The following is a 21,015-nucleotide window of genomic DNA, read 5'->3' as shown; positions in this document are numbered from 1 at the left end:
CGACTGCAAAGTTGTTTTCAGTTAGTGTCACACCACCAGATAGTTGTGCAAATTTCACTTGAGTAAATGTACCTGCACTGCCATCTTGATCAAAATACAGCGCACCTATAGTGTTGTCATAGATAAATCGTTGATTGCTTGTCGTTGCAGATGTTCCGACAGTAAACTGACTTGTCTTAAGTGAACCTATTGACAACCCGCCACCAAAACCAGATGATACCTGAATCAGTTCATTCGTGGCGTTGAAGTCATAAATATTATCAACACCTTCATTGTAACCAAGGAAAACAAAGGTATCAGTACCAGCTCCTCCATAGAGACTATCATTACCACTGCCACCTATGAAATAGTCATTGCCATTGCCACCTGTAAAGATATTCTTACCAGAAGCGCCATAGGCTGTAAAAGTATCATTACCATCGCCCCCTGAGAGCAGGTTATCACCTGTTGAATAATCAGCATGCAATGTATCGTCACCCACACCTCCGTTGAGGGTGTTATTACCAGAAGCGCCATAGGTTGTAAAAGTATCATTGCCATCGCCCCCAGAGAGCAGGTTATCCCCTTTTGAACCGCCAGCATCCAAAGTATCGTTACCTGCACCTCCGTTAAGAGTGTTATTGCCCTCTGAGCGAGAGTCAGTGGCGGCTAAGGTGTCGCTGTAGCCAAAGACGGAGAGAGAATCATTGCCATCGCCCCCAGAGAGGAGATTATTACCTTTTGAACCGCCAGCATTCAAGCTATCGTCACCAGCACCACCTTCTAGGATGTTATTCCCCAAGGAGCGAGAGTCGTAGGAGTACTCGAGAAAGTTGGTAGCAGACTTGGAGTTGCCAGAGATGTCGAGAGAATCATTGCCATCGCCTCCAGAGAGCAGGTTATCGCCTGTTGAACCGCTAGCATTCAAGCTATCGTCACCAGTACCACCGTCAAGAGTATCATTGCCTAGACGATTAACCAGAGTATCATTTCCCACACCGCCAATGAGAATATCATTTCCTGCACCACCTCTCAGCATGTCATTACCACTTTTGCCGTCGATGATGTCGTCACCCCCCTGACCATTGATGACATCATTGGAGTTGTCAAAACCCGTAATGTTATTATCGAGGTCATTGAGGAAGGTAACAGTGTTCCTATTAAACAAGCTAGTTTGAGTGGAATTAGCATCAAACACATCAAAACTGTCGGTGATGCTGGTTTGTCCACCAAACAGGATATTGCCAATAGCTGGACGTGAAGAAGTTGCTGGCAGATTATCCAGGTTTTCTAATTTGATGTTTTGCAGAATGACTTTGGTATTAGCGAAATCTTCAAAGGTAAGTTCTAAGTTGTTACCATTTTGAGTTAATAGCAGATTTTGAGCGGTGAAGAAACTACCTGTAAATTCCAAGGTATCTAAGGAGTCAATCACCGTTGCTGAGGGATTTGAGCCTTTACCAATGCCACCGAAATCGGTGATAATATTGTTACCGTCGCCGATGTTGTAAACAAATTTATCATTGCCAGCGCCACCGGTTAGGGTGTTGTCACCATACCCGCCTGTCAGGGTATCATCACCTACACCACCAATTAGAATGTCGTTACCATACTGGCCTGTGAGGACATCATTACCTGCACCGCCGTTTAGGGTGTCTTTATCATCATAGTCCCCACCCCCAACGAGCGTATCGTCCCCATTGTTCCCTACAATGTTGTCATTATCATATGTACCTAAGATATTTAATCGTTCGATATTCTTGTATTCAACCCGATTTGTACCCGCCGTAATTACTCCACTATTTGTAGTAGCATTAAAAGCCGTTGTTATCCCCTTTGTATTTACATTATTGAAACTGACGTACAACACATCATCACCAGCACCCCCATCGATGGTATCTTTGCCACCATAGCCCCCAGAGAGTGTATCGTTCCCACTGTTCCCAACAATGTTGTCATTGTCAGTTGTACCAAAAATATTTAATCGTTCGATATTTTTGTAGCTAACCTGATTCGTGCTTGCCGTAATTTCTCCAATGTTTGTAGCGGCATTGAAAGTCGTTGTGACACCCCCAGGGGTATTAATGTCTTTATAATCAACGGACAACACATCTTCACCCTGACCCCCATCGATGGTATCTTTGCCACCATTGCCCCAAGAGATCGTATCATTCCCATTACTCCCCACAATGTTGTCATCGTAGACAGTACCTGAAATATTTAATCTTTCGATATCCTTGTAGCTAACCCGATATGTACCCGTGATAATTTCTCCAATGTTGGTAATAGCATTGAAAGTTGAAATTATCTTTTCTGTAGCGAAGCTGTAATCGGCGGATAACAAATCTTCACCCTCATCCCCATCTACCGTTTGAGTCACTAAATTAGGGAGGGTAGCATCTGGAGATAACGTGGTTATATAGAAAGAATCATTGCCATTGCCCCCAGAAAATAAGTTATTGCCTATTGAATGCCGAGCAAAGAATGTATCGTCACCAGCACCACCGTTGAGGGTGTTATTACCTGATGAAGGGTAATAATTCCCCGCACCAGTGCCGTACAGGACGAAATCGCCAGAAATGTCAAGAATATCATTGCCATCGTCCCCAGAGAGCAAGTTATTGCCTGTTGAAAACTCAGCACGCAAAGTATCGTCACCAGCACCACCTTCTAGGGTGTGATTGCCTGAAGAGTTAAAATTAAAGTACGCTCTATATGGATTAAAGCCAGAGGTAGAGAGAGAATCATTACCATCACCCCCAGAGAGTAAGTTATTGCCTTCTGGAGATTCAGCACGCAAAGTATCGTTACCAGCGCCACCGTTGAGGGTGTTATTGCCTAAAGAGCCAATAAAGCTGTATCCTTCTTCAGTAGAAATGTATGAGGTATCAAGATAATCATTGCCATCGTCCCCAGAGAGTAAGTTATTGCCTTTTGAAGCCCCAGCAATTACTCTATCGTCACCAGCGCCACCTTTGAGGATGTTATCGCCTGTTGAAAAATCAACATCCAAGATATCATTCCCTACACCACCAATGAGAGTATTATTTCCCGCACCACCAGTGAGAGTATCATTTCCTGTACCACCCCTCAAAAGGTCGTTGCCACTTTTGCCATCAATGATGTCATCACCACCCTGACCATTTATGACATCATCTGAGTTGTCAAAGCCGTTAACATTATTGTTCAGGTCGTTAAGGAAGGTGACAGTATTCTTGTTGAAGATAGTACTTTGAGTGGAGTTGGCATTGAAAACATCTAAGCTGTCTGTAATATTAGTTTCTCCATTATTATTAAACAGCATATTATCCAAGTCTACAGTTGCTCCTGTAGATTTGCTGAGGTTATCGAGGTTTTCCAGAGCAAAGTTTTGCAGGATGACTTTAGGACTATAGTCTTCTTCAAAAGTGATTTCCAGATTGTTGCTATTCTGGGTCAGCAGTAGATTTTTAGCAGATAAATCGCCTGAAAATATTAGGGTATCCACTTCAGCAATTACTTCTGCCAAAGGATTTACGCCTTTACCTATGCCACCAAAATCGGTGATGGTATAAACGTTGTTGCCGGTGATGTCGTAAAAATCCTTACCACCTCCACCAGTTAAGGTGTCGTTGCCATCATTGCTACCCTGTAGGGTATCGTTCCCCTTAGTGCCATTGATATTTGCCATAATTTTTACCTACCTAAATTTATTTTTTCAGTAAGAGTAATTGCATTCAGGAATCAAATGCAAGGTACTTACAAAAGCACCTTGCAATCCGTACCGATTAAAGATTAAACGACTGCAAAGTTATTTTCAGTTAGTGTCACACCACCAGATAGTTGTGCAAATTTTACCTGACTAAATGTACCTGCACTGCCATCAAGGTCAAAATACAACGCACCGATAGTGTTGTCATAGATAAATCGTTGATTGCTTGTTGTTGCAGATGTTCCGATGGTAAACTGACTTGTCTTAAGTGAACCTGTTGACAACCCGCCACCAAAACCAGTAGCAGATACCTGAATCAATTCATCAGTGGCATTAAAGTCATAAATAGTATCAAGACCTTCATGGAAACTATTGAAAGTAAAGGTATCAGTACCAGCTCCTCCGTAGAGGCTATCATTACCATTGCCACCTGTGAGATAGTCATTGCCATTACCACCTTTGAGGGTGTTTTTACCAGAAGCACTAGAGGCAGAGAGAGTATCATTACCATCGCCTCCAGAGAGCAGGTTATCACCTTTTGAACCGCCAGCACTCAAGCGATCGCTACCTGCACCACCTTCTAGGGTATTATTGCCAGATGATCGAGAGTCGTAGAAGGAGCCGTAGTAATTGTTATAGCTGCCAGAGATGTCAAGAGAATCATTGCCATCGCCGCCAAAGAGTAGGTTATCACCTTTTGAACCGCCAGCATTCAAGGTATCGTTACCAGCACCCCCGTTGAGGGTGTTATTGCCTAAAGAGCGAGAGTCGATGGTGGAGTAGGAGTTGCCAGAGATGTCAAGAGAATCATTGCCATCACCTCCAGAGAGCAGGTTATCACCTGTTGAACCGCTAGCACTCAAGCGATCGTTACCAGCACCTCCATTGAGGGTGTTATTGCCTAAAGAGCGAAAGTCGCGGTTGTTATTAGGATAGGAGTCGTAGCTGCCGGAGATGTAAATAGAATCATTGCCATCGCCTCCAGAGAGCAGGTTATCGCCTTTTGAACCGTTAGCACTCAAGGTATCGTCACCAGCACCACCATTAAGGGTGTTATTGCCTAAAGAGCGAGAGTCGGTGTTGTTGTCGGAACCATTGTAGTAGCCACCAGAGATATCAAGAGAATCATTGCCATCGCCCCCAAAGAGCAGGTTATCACCTTTTGAACCGCCAGCACTCAAGCTATCGTCACCTGCGCCTCCATTGAGGGTATTATTGCCTAAAGAGCGAGAGTCTAGGCGGGGGGAGTAGCGGGAGTAGTTGGCGTAGCCAGAGATGTCAAGAGTATCATTGCCATCGCTTCCAGAGAGCAGGTTATCGCCTGTTGAACCGCTAGCACTCAAGCTATCATTACCTGCACCTCCTTCTAGGTTATTATTGCCTGTTGAATCGCTAGCATTCAAGCGATCGTCACCAGTACCACCGTTAAAGGTATTATTTCCCGCATCGCCAATAAGAGTATCATTTCCCACACCCCCAATGAGAGTATCATTTCCTACACCACCTCTCAAAAGATCATTACCACTTTTGCCGTCGATGATGTCGTCACCCCCCTGACCATTGATGACATCATCTGAGTTGTCAAAACCCGTAATGTTATTGTCAAGGTCATTGAGGAAGGTAACAGTGTTCCTATTGAACAGGCTAGTTTGAGTGGAATTAGCATCAAATACATCAAAACTGTCAACGATGCTGGTTTGTCCATCAAACAGGATATTGCCAATAGCTGGTTGTGAAGAAGTTGCTGGCAGATTATCCAGGTTTTCTAATTTGAAGTTTTGCAGAATGACTTTGGTATTAGCAAAATCTGCAAAGGTAAGTTCTAAGTTGTTACCATTTTGAGTTAATTGCAGATTTTCAGCAGTGAAGAAACTACCTGTAAATTCCAAGGTGTCTAAAGAGGAAATCACCGTTGCTGAGGAATTTGAGCCTTTACCAATGCCACCGAAATCAGTGATTATATCAGTGCCTATGTCAAAGTTGCTCTCGTTCAAGTTGTAAACAAATGTATCATTGCCGGTGCCACCAGTTAGAGTATCGTTACCATTCCCACCTGCGAGGATATCATTACCTGCACCGCCAATAATCGTATCATTGCCACCATAGCCGCCAATAATCGTATCATTGCCACTATTCCCCACAATCGAGTCATCGTAATATGTACCCGATATATTCAATCGTTCGATATTTTTGTAGCTAACCTGATTCGTGCCATTCGTAATTACTCCAATGTTATTAGTGGCATTGAATGTCGTTGTGATACCCCTTGTAGCATTGCCGTAATTGCTGTAATCCACGGACAACACATCGTCACCCTTACCCCCATCGATCGCATCATTGCCACTCGTACCTGTGGAAAGCGTATCGTTGCCATCATTTCCCACAATATTGTCATTGTAGGTTGTACCTGAGATATTTAATCGTTCGATATTGCTGTAGTTAACCCGATACGTGTCCGCCGTAATTACTCCAATGTTAGTAGTCGGATTGAATATCGTTGTAATAGCACCTGTAGCATTGCTGTAATTGACGGACAACACATCGTCACCCTTACCCCCATCGATGGTATCATTGCCACTCGTGCCCGTGGAAAGCGTATCGTTGCCATCATTTCCCACAATGTTGTCATTGTAGGTTGTACCTAAGATATTCAATCGTTCGATATTGCTGTAGTTAACCCGATACGTACCCGCCGTAATTACTCCACTGTTATTAGTCGGATTGAAAGTTGAAACAATACCCTCTGTAGCCAACCCATAATCGACGGACAACAAATCGTCACCCCTACCTCCATCTACCGTTTGAGTCACTAAATTAGAGAGAGCAGTATCTGGATATGTGGGGCTTAGATAGAAGGAATCATTGCCATCACCCCCAGAGAATAAGTTATTGCCAGTTGAATGTTCAGCACTCAAGGTATCGTTACCAGCACCACCGTTGAGGGTGTTATTGCCTGAAGAGGACAAATAACCACCGCTATCGCCAGATATGAAGACAAAGGCAGAGATGGAGAGAGAATCATCGCCATCACCCCCAGAGAGTAAGTTATTACCTGATGAATACTCAGCGCTCAAGGTATCGTTACCAGCGCCACCATCGAGGGTATTCTTGCCTGAAGAGCTAAAAAAGTAGCTTCTATACTCATTGACCCCAGAACTGGAGAGATAATCATTGCCATCCCCCCCAGAGAGTAAATTATTGCCTAATGGAGACTGAGCATTTAAGGTATCGTCACCAGCGCCACCGTTGAGGGTATTATTGCTTGAGGAGGAGTAATAAATGTAGCCACTGACCCTGCTATAAACGTTAGAGGTGTAAAGAGAATCATTGCCATCGCCCCCAGAGAGTAAGTTATTGCCAGATGTTGCCCCAGCATCCAAAATATCGTTACCAGCCCCACCTTCGAGGGTGTTATCACCTTTTGAAAATTCAACATTCAAGTAATCGTTACCAGTACCACCAACAAGGGAGTCATTGCCCCCAACCACCGATTCATTGCCCACACCACCAACGAGAGTATCATTGCCCGCACCGCCAATGAGGGAGTCATTACCCGCACCACCTCTCAGTATGTCATTCCCACTCAATCCGTCAATGATGTCATTGCCTCCCTGAGCATTGATGACATCATCTGAGTTGTCAAAGCCGCTAACATTATTGTCGAGGTCGTTAAGAAAAGTAACTGTGTTCTTGTTGAAAATAGTGCTTTGGGTGGAATTGGCATTGAAGACATCAAAGCTGTCAGTAATGCTAGTTTGCCCATAAAACAGAATATTTCCTAAGTCTACAGTCGCTCCTGTAGATTTGCTGAGGTTATCTAAGTTTTCTAGGGCAAAGTTTTGCAGGATAACTGGGCCACCAAAAAATCTCGTTTCATAAGCATCCCCTTCAAAGCTGATTTCTAGATTGTTGCTATTCTGGGTCAGCAGCAACTTTTGGGCAGTGGAGCCATCGCTCTGGAAATTTAGGGTGTCCACTTCGGCAATGACTGCTGCTGTCGGGTTTGTTCCTTTACCTACGCCACCAAAATCGGTGATGATATCAGTACTGCCGTAGTAGTAGTAGTCGTAAACAAATTTATCCTTGCCGCCTCCACCAGTCAAGGTATCCTTGCTACCATTACTACCCTGTAGGGTATCGTTACCGTTGCTTCCAATGATATTTGCCATGACTTTTACCTACCTCAATCGATTTTTTTAGTAACTTCAGTTCTCAATGTATCTGTTGTCTGTATGATTTCCATGCACAAAAATCCACCGAAATTTGACATTCTCGGCATACTTTATACGTCAACTCTGAGGATCGGCAAATTTATTGAAAATTCATCCGAACAAAAGGCTTGTACCTATCCCTTCTCTAACTATTTTCAAACTATCTAAGTCTTAAGCACTGTACAAATTCATGAGTATGTTCATTTAGGATAATTGCTGATTTCAGGCTTTTTCAAGCATCAATTGCTAAGTATAAATAACCGAAAAACTCAGCTTGAATGTTCTAAAACATACCCTTAATATTTGATGTTTTTGCCAGCGCCTAAGTCCTACTAGAAGAGAAAATAGTCAACCAGTTAACTTTTGATCGAGAAAAAGATTTTGATGCCCTCCTTGTGGGCTGTTATCTGTGAGTGTCTAGTTTGAAAATAGAGAATATCTCAAGAGCCTCAAAATAACTACATAGTCAATATCTTACTTGGATGTCTACGCTTAAATACTCATCTTTGCATACTCTTCACATTCCTGGCTGATAAATGTATACACAAGTACTGAGCTTTGTATATTCTTCATATTCTTCTAACTTCTAAGCCATAAGAAAGCATAACTCAGTAGGTAAATGTTTTGATGAGTTATATAAAATATATGTTTTCTTTTTTTAATTCTGCGATACCTTCCTTCTCTGCGAACGGTAAGCTTTCCTGCGGAAGGCTGCGCGATCGCTAACGCCTGTGGTTTTTGCTAGCATACGCATTCAGCAAGAATTGTTAGAAGTTGCTAAAATTACAAACGCAGACATGATACAAATTAGCCAAGAACACTTGCAAACCATCCGCACCCACGCCGAAAGCACCTACCCAGATGAGTGCTGTGGTATAATTTTGGGCTATCTGGCTAATGAGGGCAAAACTGTGGTAGAAGTTATACCAACAGAAAATGCTTGGAATACAGAAGCGGCGGCTGAGTTTCCAGGGGAACGCACAACAGAAAGTAAAAGACGGCAATATGCGATCGCACCCGAAGTTATGTTAAAAACACAAAGGGAAGCACGCGATCGATCGCTGAACATTATCGGCATTTTTCATTCCCACCCCGATCATCCTGCTATACCCTCAGAATGCGATCGCTTATACGCTTGGCAGGGATACTCGTATATAATAGTTTCCGTCCAAAACGGCAAAGCTGGAGAACTCAAAAGTTGGAGCCTTGATGATACTCATCAGTTTCAAGCTGAAGAAATTGAAAATATAATTTAACTGGTTAGCTTAAAGACAGTCACTCATAGCGCTTTTCGCCGCTACCACAGATGGAAATTCATCTTTGGGACTCCTACTTCTATATAAGAAGATCCAGTTTTTCGATAGGATTAATATTCCGCTTTCCCACATCATAACTGCTATGCTCAATCCCAATCTGGACGAAATCCAGTTGACCAAAGACGATTACGAACGCTACTCCCGACACCTGATTTTACCGGAAGTAGGACTAGAAGGACAGAAGCGCCTAAAAGCCGCTACTGTAATGTGTATCGGTACAGGTGGACTCGGTTCACCACTACTTTTATATTTGGCGGCGGCGGGTATTGGACGCATCGGGATTGTCGATTTTGATGTTGTCGATACTTCTAATCTGCAACGCCAAGTAATTCACGGGACATCCTGGGTGGGTAAACCCAAGATTGAATCGGCAAAAAACCGCATTCACGAGATTAACCCCTATTGTCAGGTTGATTTATACGAAACTCGTCTGACTTCGGAAAACGCCCTGGAGCTTATTCAACCTTACGATATTGTCGTGGATGGTACTGATAACTTCCCTACCAGATATCTAGTTAACGATGCCTGTGTATTGCTGAATAAGCCTAACGTCTACGGTTCAATTTTACGCTTTGAAGGGCAAGCTACTGTATTTAATTACGAAGGTGGCCCGAATTATCGTGACCTTTTCCCAGAACCACCACCACCAGGGATGGTTCCTTCTTGTGCAGAAGGTGGCGTATTGGGAATTTTGCCAGGAATTATTGGTTTAATCCAGGCAACCGAAACTGTTAAAATCGTTCTGGGACAAGGCAACACTCTCAGTGGGCGATTACTGCTATACAACGCCTTGGATATGAAATTTCGGGAGTTAAAGCTGCGTCCTAACCCGATTCGCCCAGTGATTGAAAAGCTGATAGACTACGAAGAATTCTGCGGGATTCCACAAGCTAAGGCAGAGGAGGCAAAACAGCAGATGGAAAGTCAAGAAATGACCGTCAAGGATTTGAAAGAGTTGTTGGATAGCGGTGCGAAGGATTTTGTACTGCTAGATGTCCGCAACCCCAATGAGTACGACATTGCCAAGATTCCTGGTTCGGTTTTAGTACCCTTACCAGATATTGAAAATGGAAATGGCGTTGCTAAAGTGAAGGAAATATTGAACGGCCACCGCTTAATTGCTCATTGTAAGATGGGCGGGCGATCGGCAAAAGCCCTGGCCATTCTCAAGGAAGCCGGAATTGTCGGGACGAATGTTAAAGGCGGAATTACCGCTTGGAGTCGAGAAATCGATCCTTCTGTTCCAGAATATTAACAAGAGAGGCAGGAGGCAGGAGGCAAACTACCCTCTGTTTCCTGCCGTCAGCAGAGCGAGTTTCCGGTTTAAGTCCCCAATCCCGATCTTGACTTTATCCATTTTTCGCTACAGGCGATCGCTAAAAGATGTGGGTTTTGCATACATAACATAACATTAGTACACAATTTGAAACATTTGTTTAGATGTTTTTTCTGGGTATGCGTAGGCTAACAAAAATTGCAGATATCGCTAATTTCCAAAAAAGCATATAAAATTTATGTAAAGCTCAAATGTTATGAAGCATAAAAATCCTCTGGATAATACATCAATTTAACTTATATAGTTATAAACTTATTTCTTTATCTAAATAGATAAATGGTTTTTTGCAATTAAAAATAATGCCTATTTAACAAAAACAATGATATTGAAACTTAACTTAATGAAAATACCCCATTGAACTGCCAACATTAACCAAATAAATCAGTAAAATTTAAAAAATATTTAATTTAAGCTTTACAAAGCTATATTAATATCTTATTAATCAGATTATAAAGTTTTTTAAAGATTTGGTAAAGAAGTGTGTGTAACCTTGTACTTCATGATAATTAAATAATTACAGCATGGGTTTAAAAAGTTGGAAAACAACCAAAATATTTGACCTAATTACTTACATCATTTGCGTAATCAATTAATGGATTTTCAAGAAATAAATTATCTAATTTTGTGAAATAAATTATCTAATTTTGTAGAGTAGGCATTTTGCTCATAACTAAAGGCCGACTTTTCGGGTCAGCCCACAATAAGCAGTTGGATATTTTTTCTTGAGAAGTTGCTAACTAAATAGTTAATGTTTTCTAACATGAAGTTACGCAAATGACAAGTAATCTACATTGAACTGATAAATAGTTCTTTGATTGAAGCTGAACTTACATATTTAGCGTTTAGTGAGAAATTTAGGAGAGACAATATGGCTTTCGGTACTATAAATCCTGACACGATAAATGGGACTTTGGGAAATGACACCATAGTTGGTTGGGCTAGTGGTGGTAATGCCAATAGTACTTCCGGTAACGATACCTTGAATGGTTTGGCTGGTAACGATTCCCTTGCAGGTGGGACGGCGAACGACAGTCTAAGCGGTGGAGATGGCAATGATACACTTGATGGGGGCAGTGGAAATGACACCTTAAAAGGTGGTGCAGGTAATGACACCTTCAAAGGCAGTCAGGGTAACGACAATATTGATGGTGGAGATGGCATTGATACCGCAGACTACACTCAATTAGGTCAAAGCATTACCTTGTCAGGTGTCGGAACCATTCAAAAGGGTGGGGGATTAGGAAAAGACCAACTCTTTAAAGTAGAAAAGGTTATTGCTAATGCTAATGTTGCCAACAACACCATAGATGCATCTCAATCTTTGCCTGGGGTATTTATCACCGTTAACTTACAAACCCAAAGTTTAGCAGCTAATAACGTTCCTGGTTTGGGAAGATTGTCATTTACCGCCGTCAACTTTGATAATGTCATCGGCACAAATGGAAATGATAGCATTGCTGGCGACAACCAAAATAACCAGTTATTTGGTAATAAGGGCAATGACACAATTGATGGCGGTTTTGGTATTGACACTTTGAATGGGGGAGGAGGTGACGATACTTACCTCGTTGACACTACTCTTGATACCATTACAGAGGCTGTGAATTCAGGTATAGATACCGTTCGGTCTTCTGTCAACTACACAATAGGAGCCAATATAGAGAACCTGAGACTGAGGGAAGGTGGCAACATTACTGGCACTGGTAACAGTTTTAACAACTTCATCTTTGGTAATACTTCTAATAATGTTCTAAATGGAAGGGCGGGTGATGACACCCTAGACGGTAATAATGGCAATGATATCCTGAATGGTGAGGATGGCAATGATAGCCTACAAGGTGGGCCGGGCAATGAAATACTCAATGGGGGAGCTGGAAACGATATCCTCATCGGTACTTTTCCTGGTAGTCCGCTTCCACCTGGATTAGGAGAAACTGATACCTTAACTGGCGGGACTGGGGCAGATAGATTCATCCTGGGAGACGCTATAAATATCTTCTACGACGATAACAACAGCGCAAATCCTGGTTTTGGGGACTTCGCTACTATTACTGACTTCGACTCTAGCCAAGATCGAATTGAACTCAAAGGATCTGTACAGGATTATCGCCTACAAGTTGTTGGAAACAACACACGAATATTTGCAGACAAACCGGGAGGAGAACCAGATGAGTTCATCGGTATTACGCTGGGGAAAAACAATCTCAGGCTTGATAGTGATGATTTCCTTTTCTTTGAGGGGGAAAATCCTGGAGAAGGTACAAACAACACACTAGGCACTGCTGAAGGGTTAGGTTCCTTATCATCAGGCTCAAACATTAATCTTTCCGCCCAGATTGCCACAATTCAACCTGGGAACAATCCTGATTTCGACTTTTTTAAATTTTCTTTAGCAAATCCAGGAACTGTCACTATTAAGACTGTAACATCGGGAGATACAGTTCTCGGACTGTTTGACAATAGTGGAGTTGGGAATTTACTGCAAAGTAATGACGATAATGGCGGTAGCAATTCGTCATTAATTAGTAGCTTTCTGGGTGCGGGTACGTACTACATTTCAGTGAGTAAATATCCTTCTTTCCCTCAAGATGGCGGAACTTTCTCTGGTATCAGTTCTGGTTCTGATTTTTCTTATACACTAGGAGTCACTGTTGGATAAGATTACGTAGCGTTTCGCGTAACGTACCTTAGTAGTCTGTCCCATTAATTTTGTAAGGTTTGTAGTGAGCGATTTATCGCTCAATTTTAAGCACTGAAGTGCTTACTACAAACTTTTATAACCCATCATATTTAATGGGACAGACCACTAGTTGGTTGTTCCCCTATTAAGAGATACTAAAAGCAGGTACATAAGCAAGGAAATATGAAATCCCTAACCTCTCGTATGCAGGAGATACAGTCGCCAATTATTCCTGTGGTTGGGGAACTGATTAAAAACTCTCCTGGAACAATTTCTCTAGGACAGGGTGTTGTTTATTACAACCCACCACCAGAAGCCAGAGAATTTTTAGCCAAATTCTTAGCCGAACCCGCCAATAATTTGTACAAATCAGTTGAAGGAATTCCCCCCTTACTGACAGCGCTTGCCGGAAAATTGCAAGCCTTCAATGGCATTGAAATCAACGGGGAAAACTGCATCGTCGTGACAGCAGGGAGCAATATGGGATTTATGAATGCCATTCTTGCGATCACTAACCCAGGCGACGAAATTATTTTGAATACGCCCTACTATTTCAATCACGAAATGGCGATCGCAATAGCTGGTTGTCGTGCGGTATTAGTGGCGACGGATGAAAATTACCAATTACGCCCAGAAGCGATCGCTCAAGCAATTACTCCCAAAACACGGGCTGTGGTAACGATTTCACCAAATAATCCGACTGGAGTTGTCTATTCTGAAGCGGCATTGCGCCAAGTAAATCAAATTTGTGGCGTTCAGCGAAGCTGTGCCGGAGGCACTCGCAATATTTACCACATCAGCGATGAAGCTTATGAATACTTTACCTACAACGGGATAAAACACGTTTCCCCTGGTGCATTTAGTAATAGCAGCGAGTACACCATTTCTCTTTATAGCCTTTCCAAAGCATACGGTTTTGCAAGTTGGCGCATTGGCTATATGGTGATTCCTAAACACTTACTTGTCGCCGTTAAAAAAGTCCAGGATACAATTTTGATTTGCCCGCCAGTCATTTCTCAATATGCAGCTTTAGGGGCATTGCAGACAAAAGATGAGTATTTGAAGAGTAATATAGGAGCCATTGCTGAAGTACGCCAACTAGTATTAGACTCCCTTAACCATCTCCAAGGCTTATGTAGCATTATCCCTGCTAATGGCGCTTTCTATTTTTTCCTCAAAGTTCATACCCAGATGGATGCTTTTGAGTTAGTCAAAAGACTGATTCAGGAACATAAAGTAGCAGTTATTCCAGGTACAACCTTTGGTATGGATAATGGATGTTATCTGCGTGTTGCTTATGGGGCGCTGCAAAAAGAGACAGCAAAAGAAGGTATAGAGAGATTAGTACAAGGTTTGGAAACTATAGTTAGAAATTAGGAGTCATCCAATTTCTGCCTCCTTCAAGAAGGCGTTAAGGTGTGTTAGAGGTTGTTTGAAAAGCAAATATACCAGGCGATTAGAAATCGCGGCTACACAAACGAAGTCCGCCTATCGCGCTTGCGCTGCGCCTCGCGCACCACGCGGACTCAAAGAATTTGAAACCCAGGATCGGTAGCTTTTGTTTGTATAGCCGCGAATTCCATTCGCCAGGACAGGCAATCCTCCCAGAACAACCTAAATCTGAGAGAATTACGAACACGACTGTATCAGTTGAATTTACCTACAGCAATTAAAAACCTGAAAGAATGTTTTCTAGCATCACCTTCCTTTCCACAAACCAGGACTTTCGTTGTGTCAAAGGCAGAGGCCATTAGTCATGAAAAATAACGATAATTTTGTATTACGTAATACTTGGTACTATGCTCTGCCTAGCGATCAAATCAAGCCAGGTATGATGATCAGCCGCATTTTCTTAGGGGAACCAGTGCTGTTAATTCGTGACCAGGATGGTAAAGTGTCTGCAATGACCGATATTTGTCCCCATCGTGGTGTGCCTTTGAGTTGTGGCAGATTCAATGGGCAAGAAGTGGAATGCTGTTACCACGGTTGGCGCTTTAACTCGGCTGGGCGCTGTACTACGATACCTTCTCTTGTGGAGGAGCAGCAAATGGATTTGAGTCGCTTCGACGTGCAGTCTTATCCAATCCGCGAAGCCCAAGGGAATATCTGGATATATATGGTCGATCCCGATAACCCTCAACCTGCTTCGGAGATGGAAATTCCGGTAATTCCAGGGTTTGGCGATCGCTCTCACCAGTTCATAGAGGTGGTAAAATTCCCTTGTTTTATAGATCATGCAGTAGTAGGTCTGATGGACCCGGCTCATTCACCCTACGTTCATCGCGCTTGGTGGTGGCGAAATGAGCAATTGCATGAGGAAGTAAAGCAATTTGATGCTTCGCCCTACGGTTTCACGATGCGACGACACCGATTACCAGCGAATGGGGGTCGATTATACTGGCTGATTGGCGGTGGTGTCCCAGAAACGGAGATTTCTTTTCGTTTACCTGGAGTCAGAATCGAAGAAACCACCATTGGCAATCATCGAGTCGTTAATTTGACAGCAGTTACACCAATTTCAGACACAGAAACGGAGGTAACTTTTGCTCTTTACTGGACACTTCCTTGGGTGGGATTTTTCAAACCACTGTTACACGTGCTGGCGCGGACTTTCATTGGCCAAGACCGAACGGTTGTAGAAAAACAACAGATTGGTCTGAAATATAACCCTGTGCTGCGGCTGATTAAAGATTCAGATATGCAAGCCCAGTGGTATTACCAGTTAAAGCGGGAGTATGCTCGATCTGTCGCTGAAAAACGAGAATTTGTGAATCCTGTCAAGGGTCAAATACTCCGGTGGCGTGCTTGAAGAAGAATTCAGAAGTCAGAATTCAGGAGTCAGAATCAATCAGTTATTCATCCGCCAGCGATGCACTGAGCCGGTCGTTGTGTCATACAGAATTCATTCTGAATTCTGACTCCTGACTCCTGAATTCTGTTCGATAAATTACTCCAAAATAAATTCTGCAAATTCTCTTTGTCCGAATAGCATATTTCGGTCTACGGCAGACAATATTTTATTATTGGCACGTTGGCTATTTAAACAGCGACCAACTAACTGCGCGACATCTGCACGATTAATACTACCAATAATGTGGGGATCTTCAGTCAAAACGCCATTACCCGTTGCTGGTTCTGACTTGAGTCCACCAGGACGGATGATTGTATAGGTAAGTCCACTGGCAATTAAGTGTTGTTCGGCTTTGTCTTTCTCAGCTAAAACTTTTCCCAGTACCTCTAAAACTTGGGGTGAGGCAGCAACAACACTATTGCCAGCACCAATGGAAGATACAAGAATAAACTTTTGCACCCCAGCTTTAACTGCTGCATCGATCAGATTTCTATTACCAGGGTAATCCGGTCTTTCGACATCTGATGGTAAACCGCCAATTGTACTGATAACGGTGTGAATAGGTTCATCTGTCACCATTGCGCGTTCTATATCGCCAAGATTCAAGGCATCTCCCTGAACTACTTCAATACCGATTGTTTCTAGTTCACTAGCAACTGCCGCTGTTCTCAGGAGTGCTTTGACTTTTAGCTGTTGCGCTGTGAGATATTGAGCTATTTCTCGACCAACACCGCGACTTGCTCCAGCCAGAAAAATATAAGATGCACTTGTCATAATAAACTTAACGCTACTTATGCTCAAAGGATTTTATCAGAGGATTGTCATGTTTTCCATGACATCAGCCCTTAACACACCCCTACATAACATATAGGTAGGAATCATATTTGATTTTGGAAAAAATCTCAGTAGTCTACATAGCACATTAGACTAAAAACGTAACACACCCTACCTTTTGATTTACTTAACCCTATTGTAGGAAGTATTTTAATAAACAATTGTGCCAATCTAGCAAATAACTTTTCTGTGGATAAACTTATGGCTAAAAAACCTCAACCCAATCTAGAACAATACCAAGATGTCAGATTATCTGCCACCACAAGAATTTGGGTAATTACAGTTGCCATTTTGGGAGTTTGCGTCCCACTGTCAGCCGTGACTAGAAGCGGTGCTATTCTTCCTTTAGTTGCTATTGGTGGCGCAGCTATTGGTACTGTTGCTGTTTGGCGTTCTGATGAGCAAAAATCAAAAACTAACTATTTGCAACAGCAGCAAATAGAACTGCTAGAGCGGAGATTAGCAAATTTAGAAACAATTGTTAGCAGTGATGACTTGAACTTGCAAATGAAAATTAAACAGATCGAAGCAAGGGACACTTTTGGCGACTCCTCTGATGTAAGTAATACACCCAGACAACCAAAACGCAAAGGTTAAAATTAGCTAATCTGTCCTATTTATGCCGATTTTAGATGATATCTCCGAGAATTATCGTTACTAGGATATTTTTATCTAGCTATTTGCTGCAATCTTTGAAATACTTCTCAAATTCAACTTTCTTTCGCAGCTAGAAGTGTTGCTCTAGAAACAGTATCTCTTTCTCTATCTCCGTTAGAATTGACTGATATCATCTAATTCTATATACTTCAATTGCATCAGTTCATGAAATGTCTAAGTGGTATCCATCTATCTCTTTCTGGGAAACATTGGTCAATGGCTGTGTTTTATTAGACTGTTAATATTACTGAATTTTTAATTAACTAAGGTTATAAACTTGAGTAATTGTATTTGTATAGCTTACCGTAGGTATGCAATAGTTTGCCGTAGGAATGCAGATGGATTGGATTAGCTTACTCAAAGCTCAACAAACTGACTTCCTTCAACGTGTGAAAAAACCTAAAACTTATGACTTATCTTTGCTGGAAAGTCAAGTTAAAGGTTGTCACACTGAAGTTATCGCTCTTTGGGGTGAGCCATTGGCAAGACTCCAAGAACTTTCTCGCCAACAAGCAGAAGTTCTCGCCAAAAATCCGCCGCCGACACCGCCGGAATATCCTGAGCCTCCTGACTGGACGATACCTTTTCCCAAATACTTCCAACAACAAGCCCAAGATTATCTTTTACGGGAGCATATTGTTGACAGCGTAATAACTGAACGCTTGGGGAAGTTAGTAAAAAAGGTGTCACAAGATACTTTGCAAAACATGATTTTAGATGATGAGGGAAATTTGTGTGGCGAAAGCAAATTTTCTTATACACTCAAAGATCATCCCCAGCTAAGTGTTCAAGTTTACGTCGCTGATAGAGAAAGTTTTAATGGTATTAAGAAAGACAAAATTAGGTGGTCAGTTACTCAAGAAGATTTAAAAAATCACCAAGTATTAATTTTTCTCTGTTTGTTTTATCCATCTACAGGTAATTTAGGTTACGAGAAGCAAAGCATCATAACTGGCTTTTTACCTACAAATCAACTTGAATTTAGCGAACCAAAACTGTATGTAACTCCGAGTAATTTGTTATATGCAGGTGGGTTGAGTTGGTATTTAGAATCACTTATGGGTAAAAAAGACACGTCGCCAGTAATTAATGAGAGAGCGATCGCACATACAATACAGACTCTACCATCAGAACATTGTCTCAAGGGTATAGTCGGTGACTGGGAATGCTGGCAGACTTTGCAAGGACACACCAGAGGCATTAATTGCCTAGCTTTCAGTTCCGGGTGTAACAATGGCAAAGCTTTACCCATATTGGCAAGTGGTAGTCGTGGAGAGACAAAACTCTGGGATTTAAGCAAGGGTGAATTAATAGAGACATTATCCGAGTATCCTTGGGTAATATCTGGGCTGGTGGATGAAGTAAATTCCCTAGCTTTTAGTTCAGATGGACAGACTTTAGTGAGTTGCGGTGCAGATTCAACAATTAAGCTTTGGCACGTAGGCGCTTTAGACTTGATAGATATTTTGCACAAACATAATGGGGTAGTGCGCTGTGCTGCCTTTACCCCAGATGGCCGAATGTTAGCCACAGGCGGAGATGACAGAAAAATTCTGTTTTGGGATTTGATGCAACGTCAAGTTGCGATCGCACTTTCTTTAGATGATACAGCAGCTCATTCCCTAGTTTTAAGTCGAGACGGCGAAACTCTGGTGACAGGTAGCTACCGCAAAATCAAAGTTTGGCGCACTTCACCCCAAACAGGAATCAAAAGTTTAAAAGATACCCAACCACTACATACCCTCATGGGTCATTCTCACATCGTTTGTTCCTTAGCGATTAGTGCAGATGGTAAAATCCTTGTGAGTGGTAGCTGGGATCAAACAATTAAAGTTTGGCAATTGGAGACTGGAGAATTACTTCATACCCTTAAAGGGCATCGAGATAGAGTATATGCGATCGCTTTAAGTCCTGATGGGGAAATTATCGCTAGCGGTAGTGCTGATAAAACTATCAAGTTATGGCATTTACAAACCGGGGAATTGCTGGGTACATTTACAGGTCATGGGAATATAGTCACAGCATTAGCCTTCACAGCTTCCGGTGAAATGTTAGTCAGTGGAAGTTTGGATAAGACAATTAAAATTTGGCAACGCAGTTAATGATAATTCGTAATTCGTAATACTTATTTAATTTTAGGGTTGGATAAATATAAAATCTGATGTCTGTGTTGTTTCTTGCTGCACATATACCTTTTTATTTTAACCTGTTTATGCTTTTAAAATGTTGTTTTAAAAACGATCAACCAGGTGTGTTTAAACAGATTAAAACCAAATTTAGACTAGACTTTACGGACACTTTATATAGAATTTAAGCTTGATTGATATTAGTAGATATACATATTTTCGCTTGTAAGTTAGAATGCAAGTAGAAAACTAAAGCTTGGATACTGTTAATTAGTAAAAAATAATGTTTACTTCACAACGTGGCATCATCACCTATGCTTACGGAGCATCTTATTATCTCGAAATGGCAAAGTCATTGGCGCGTTCTCTGCGTCTCCATTCACCAGATATTCCTCGTGCTATTGTTACTGACAATCAAAACGATCGAGAGTTAATCGAACTTTATGATTACGTTATAAATCTTCGAGATGAATATGGTTCTAACGTTAAACAAAAGCTTCATGTTTATGATTATTCTCCATTTGAATATACACTTTGCATTGATAGTGATTGTCTAGCAGTAAGGGATATTAACTTTATTTTTGATGATTTTAAAGGCAGAAGTTTTAGTGTGGCAGGTAATGTATATCTTCAAGCAGGTGATAAAGATACATTCATTGATGTAGATGACACACTCAAACGATTTAATCTGACAAAATTGCCTAAATTTAATGGAGGTCTCTATTATTTTGAGAAAAATGATACTGCTAAGGCATTTTTTGAAACAGCACTAGAATTTTCGCGGGACTGGAAAAAGCTAGGTATTAGTGAATTTCGTGGTGATGGCCCTAATGATGAACGTATTTTTGGCCTAGCTATGATGCTACACAATCAAAGTATGTTTGAAGATTGCGGTCAGATGATGCGAACACCTATCGGTCTTCGTGGTTCTTTTAATATAGATACTATTAAAGGTCAATCTACTTTTAAAAAATACAATCAGGTGGTATCTCCTGCTCTTGTACACTTTGCCTGTGTTTGGGGAGAACATCCTGTATATCATCGTGAAGTATCAAAGTTAAAAAACCTAGACAAAGGTTTAGCTAAGTCGGTCAAGCCGAATATATTTTCTGCAATTCAATATAAGTTTGGTTATCAGATTGCTTTTTTAAGGTATATAGCTAAACGTGTACCTAAAAACCCTAAATATATTCAAGATAGAGTGAAAAAACTTTTGATACAATTGCCTGAATTGATTAAAACTAAATATAGAATTGAGCCAGTTCGGATCAAATAAAGTTGCAGAGACGCGATAAATCGCCGTATCTACAGAAAATTTATTCGTCAATTTTTGG

At 41.7% G+C, this 21,015-nt stretch carries 11 protein-coding genes; 8 read left to right on the top strand and 3 right to left on the bottom strand.

The window, feature by feature from the left end:
* On the bottom strand, positions 1-3,649 hold a 3,649-nt coding region (locus tag HWQ37_RS19340), incomplete at its 3' end, for a beta strand repeat-containing protein (RefSeq protein ID WP_292749775.1).
* Positions 3,650-3,753: 104 nt separating this feature from the next.
* On the bottom strand, positions 3,754-7,839 hold the full coding sequence (locus tag HWQ37_RS19335; protein ID WP_292749772.1) for a beta strand repeat-containing protein: 4,086 nt from the start codon (positions 7,837-7,839) through the stop codon (positions 3,754-3,756).
* A gap of 839 nt (positions 7,840-8,678) precedes the next feature.
* Between HWQ37_RS19335 and HWQ37_RS19330 the strand changes: the two genes are divergently transcribed.
* From HWQ37_RS19330 to HWQ37_RS19310, 5 genes are all read left to right on the top strand, one after another.
* Positions 8,679-9,137, top strand: coding sequence for a M67 family metallopeptidase (locus tag HWQ37_RS19330; RefSeq protein WP_292749779.1), 459 nt, complete (start codon positions 8,679-8,681; stop codon positions 9,135-9,137).
* Between the two features lie 142 nt (positions 9,138-9,279).
* A complete protein-coding gene (gene moeB, locus HWQ37_RS19325) occupies positions 9,280-10,452 on the top strand; it encodes a molybdopterin-synthase adenylyltransferase MoeB (protein WP_292749770.1) in 1,173 nt (390 codons plus the stop codon).
* Positions 10,453-11,401: 949 nt separating this feature from the next.
* Positions 11,402-13,192, top strand: coding sequence for a DVUA0089 family protein (locus tag HWQ37_RS19320; protein ID WP_292749768.1), 1,791 nt, complete (start codon positions 11,402-11,404; stop codon positions 13,190-13,192).
* 204 nt (positions 13,193-13,396) lie between these two features.
* Positions 13,397-14,590 (top strand): pyridoxal phosphate-dependent aminotransferase, encoded by a 1,194-nt coding sequence (locus HWQ37_RS19315; RefSeq protein WP_292749766.1) that lies wholly within the window; start codon positions 13,397-13,399, stop codon positions 14,588-14,590.
* 379 nt (positions 14,591-14,969) lie between these two features.
* Positions 14,970-16,022, top strand: a complete 1,053-nt coding sequence (locus tag HWQ37_RS19310; RefSeq protein ID WP_292749764.1) for an aromatic ring-hydroxylating oxygenase subunit alpha — start codon at positions 14,970-14,972, stop codon at positions 16,020-16,022.
* 138 nt (positions 16,023-16,160) lie between these two features.
* On the opposite strand, the gene HWQ37_RS19305 is transcribed toward HWQ37_RS19310, so the two are convergent.
* Entirely contained in the window at positions 16,161-16,838 is a 678-nt protein-coding gene (locus tag HWQ37_RS19305) for an SDR family oxidoreductase (protein ID WP_292749762.1), read from the bottom strand.
* Positions 16,839-17,099: 261 nt separating this feature from the next.
* On the opposite strand from HWQ37_RS19305, the gene HWQ37_RS19300 reads away from it, so the two are divergent.
* The 3 genes from HWQ37_RS19300 (at position 17,100) to HWQ37_RS19290 (ending at position 20,957) form a co-directional block, all read left to right on the top strand.
* Positions 17,100-17,495, top strand: a complete 396-nt coding sequence (locus tag HWQ37_RS19300) for a hypothetical protein (protein WP_292749760.1) — start codon at positions 17,100-17,102, stop codon at positions 17,493-17,495.
* A 392-nt stretch (positions 17,496-17,887) separates the two neighbouring features.
* Positions 17,888-19,657 carry a WD40 repeat domain-containing protein gene (locus tag HWQ37_RS19295; RefSeq protein ID WP_292749758.1) on the top strand — a complete coding sequence of 590 codons (1,770 nt, stop codon included), beginning with the start codon at positions 17,888-17,890 and terminating at the stop codon, positions 19,655-19,657.
* Positions 19,658-19,964: 307 nt separating this feature from the next.
* Positions 19,965-20,957, top strand: coding sequence for a glycosyltransferase family protein (locus HWQ37_RS19290; protein WP_292749756.1), 993 nt, complete (start codon positions 19,965-19,967; stop codon positions 20,955-20,957).
* Positions 20,958-21,015: the final 58 nt, after the last annotated feature.

The sequence above is a fragment of the Nostoc sp. NMS4 genome, from assembly GCF_017115095.1.
Taxonomy (GTDB): domain Bacteria; phylum Cyanobacteriota; class Cyanobacteriia; order Cyanobacteriales; family Nostocaceae; genus Nostoc.
The sequence above is the reverse complement of the archived record's forward strand: the minus strand, read 5'-3'. Positions and strand labels throughout refer to the sequence as shown.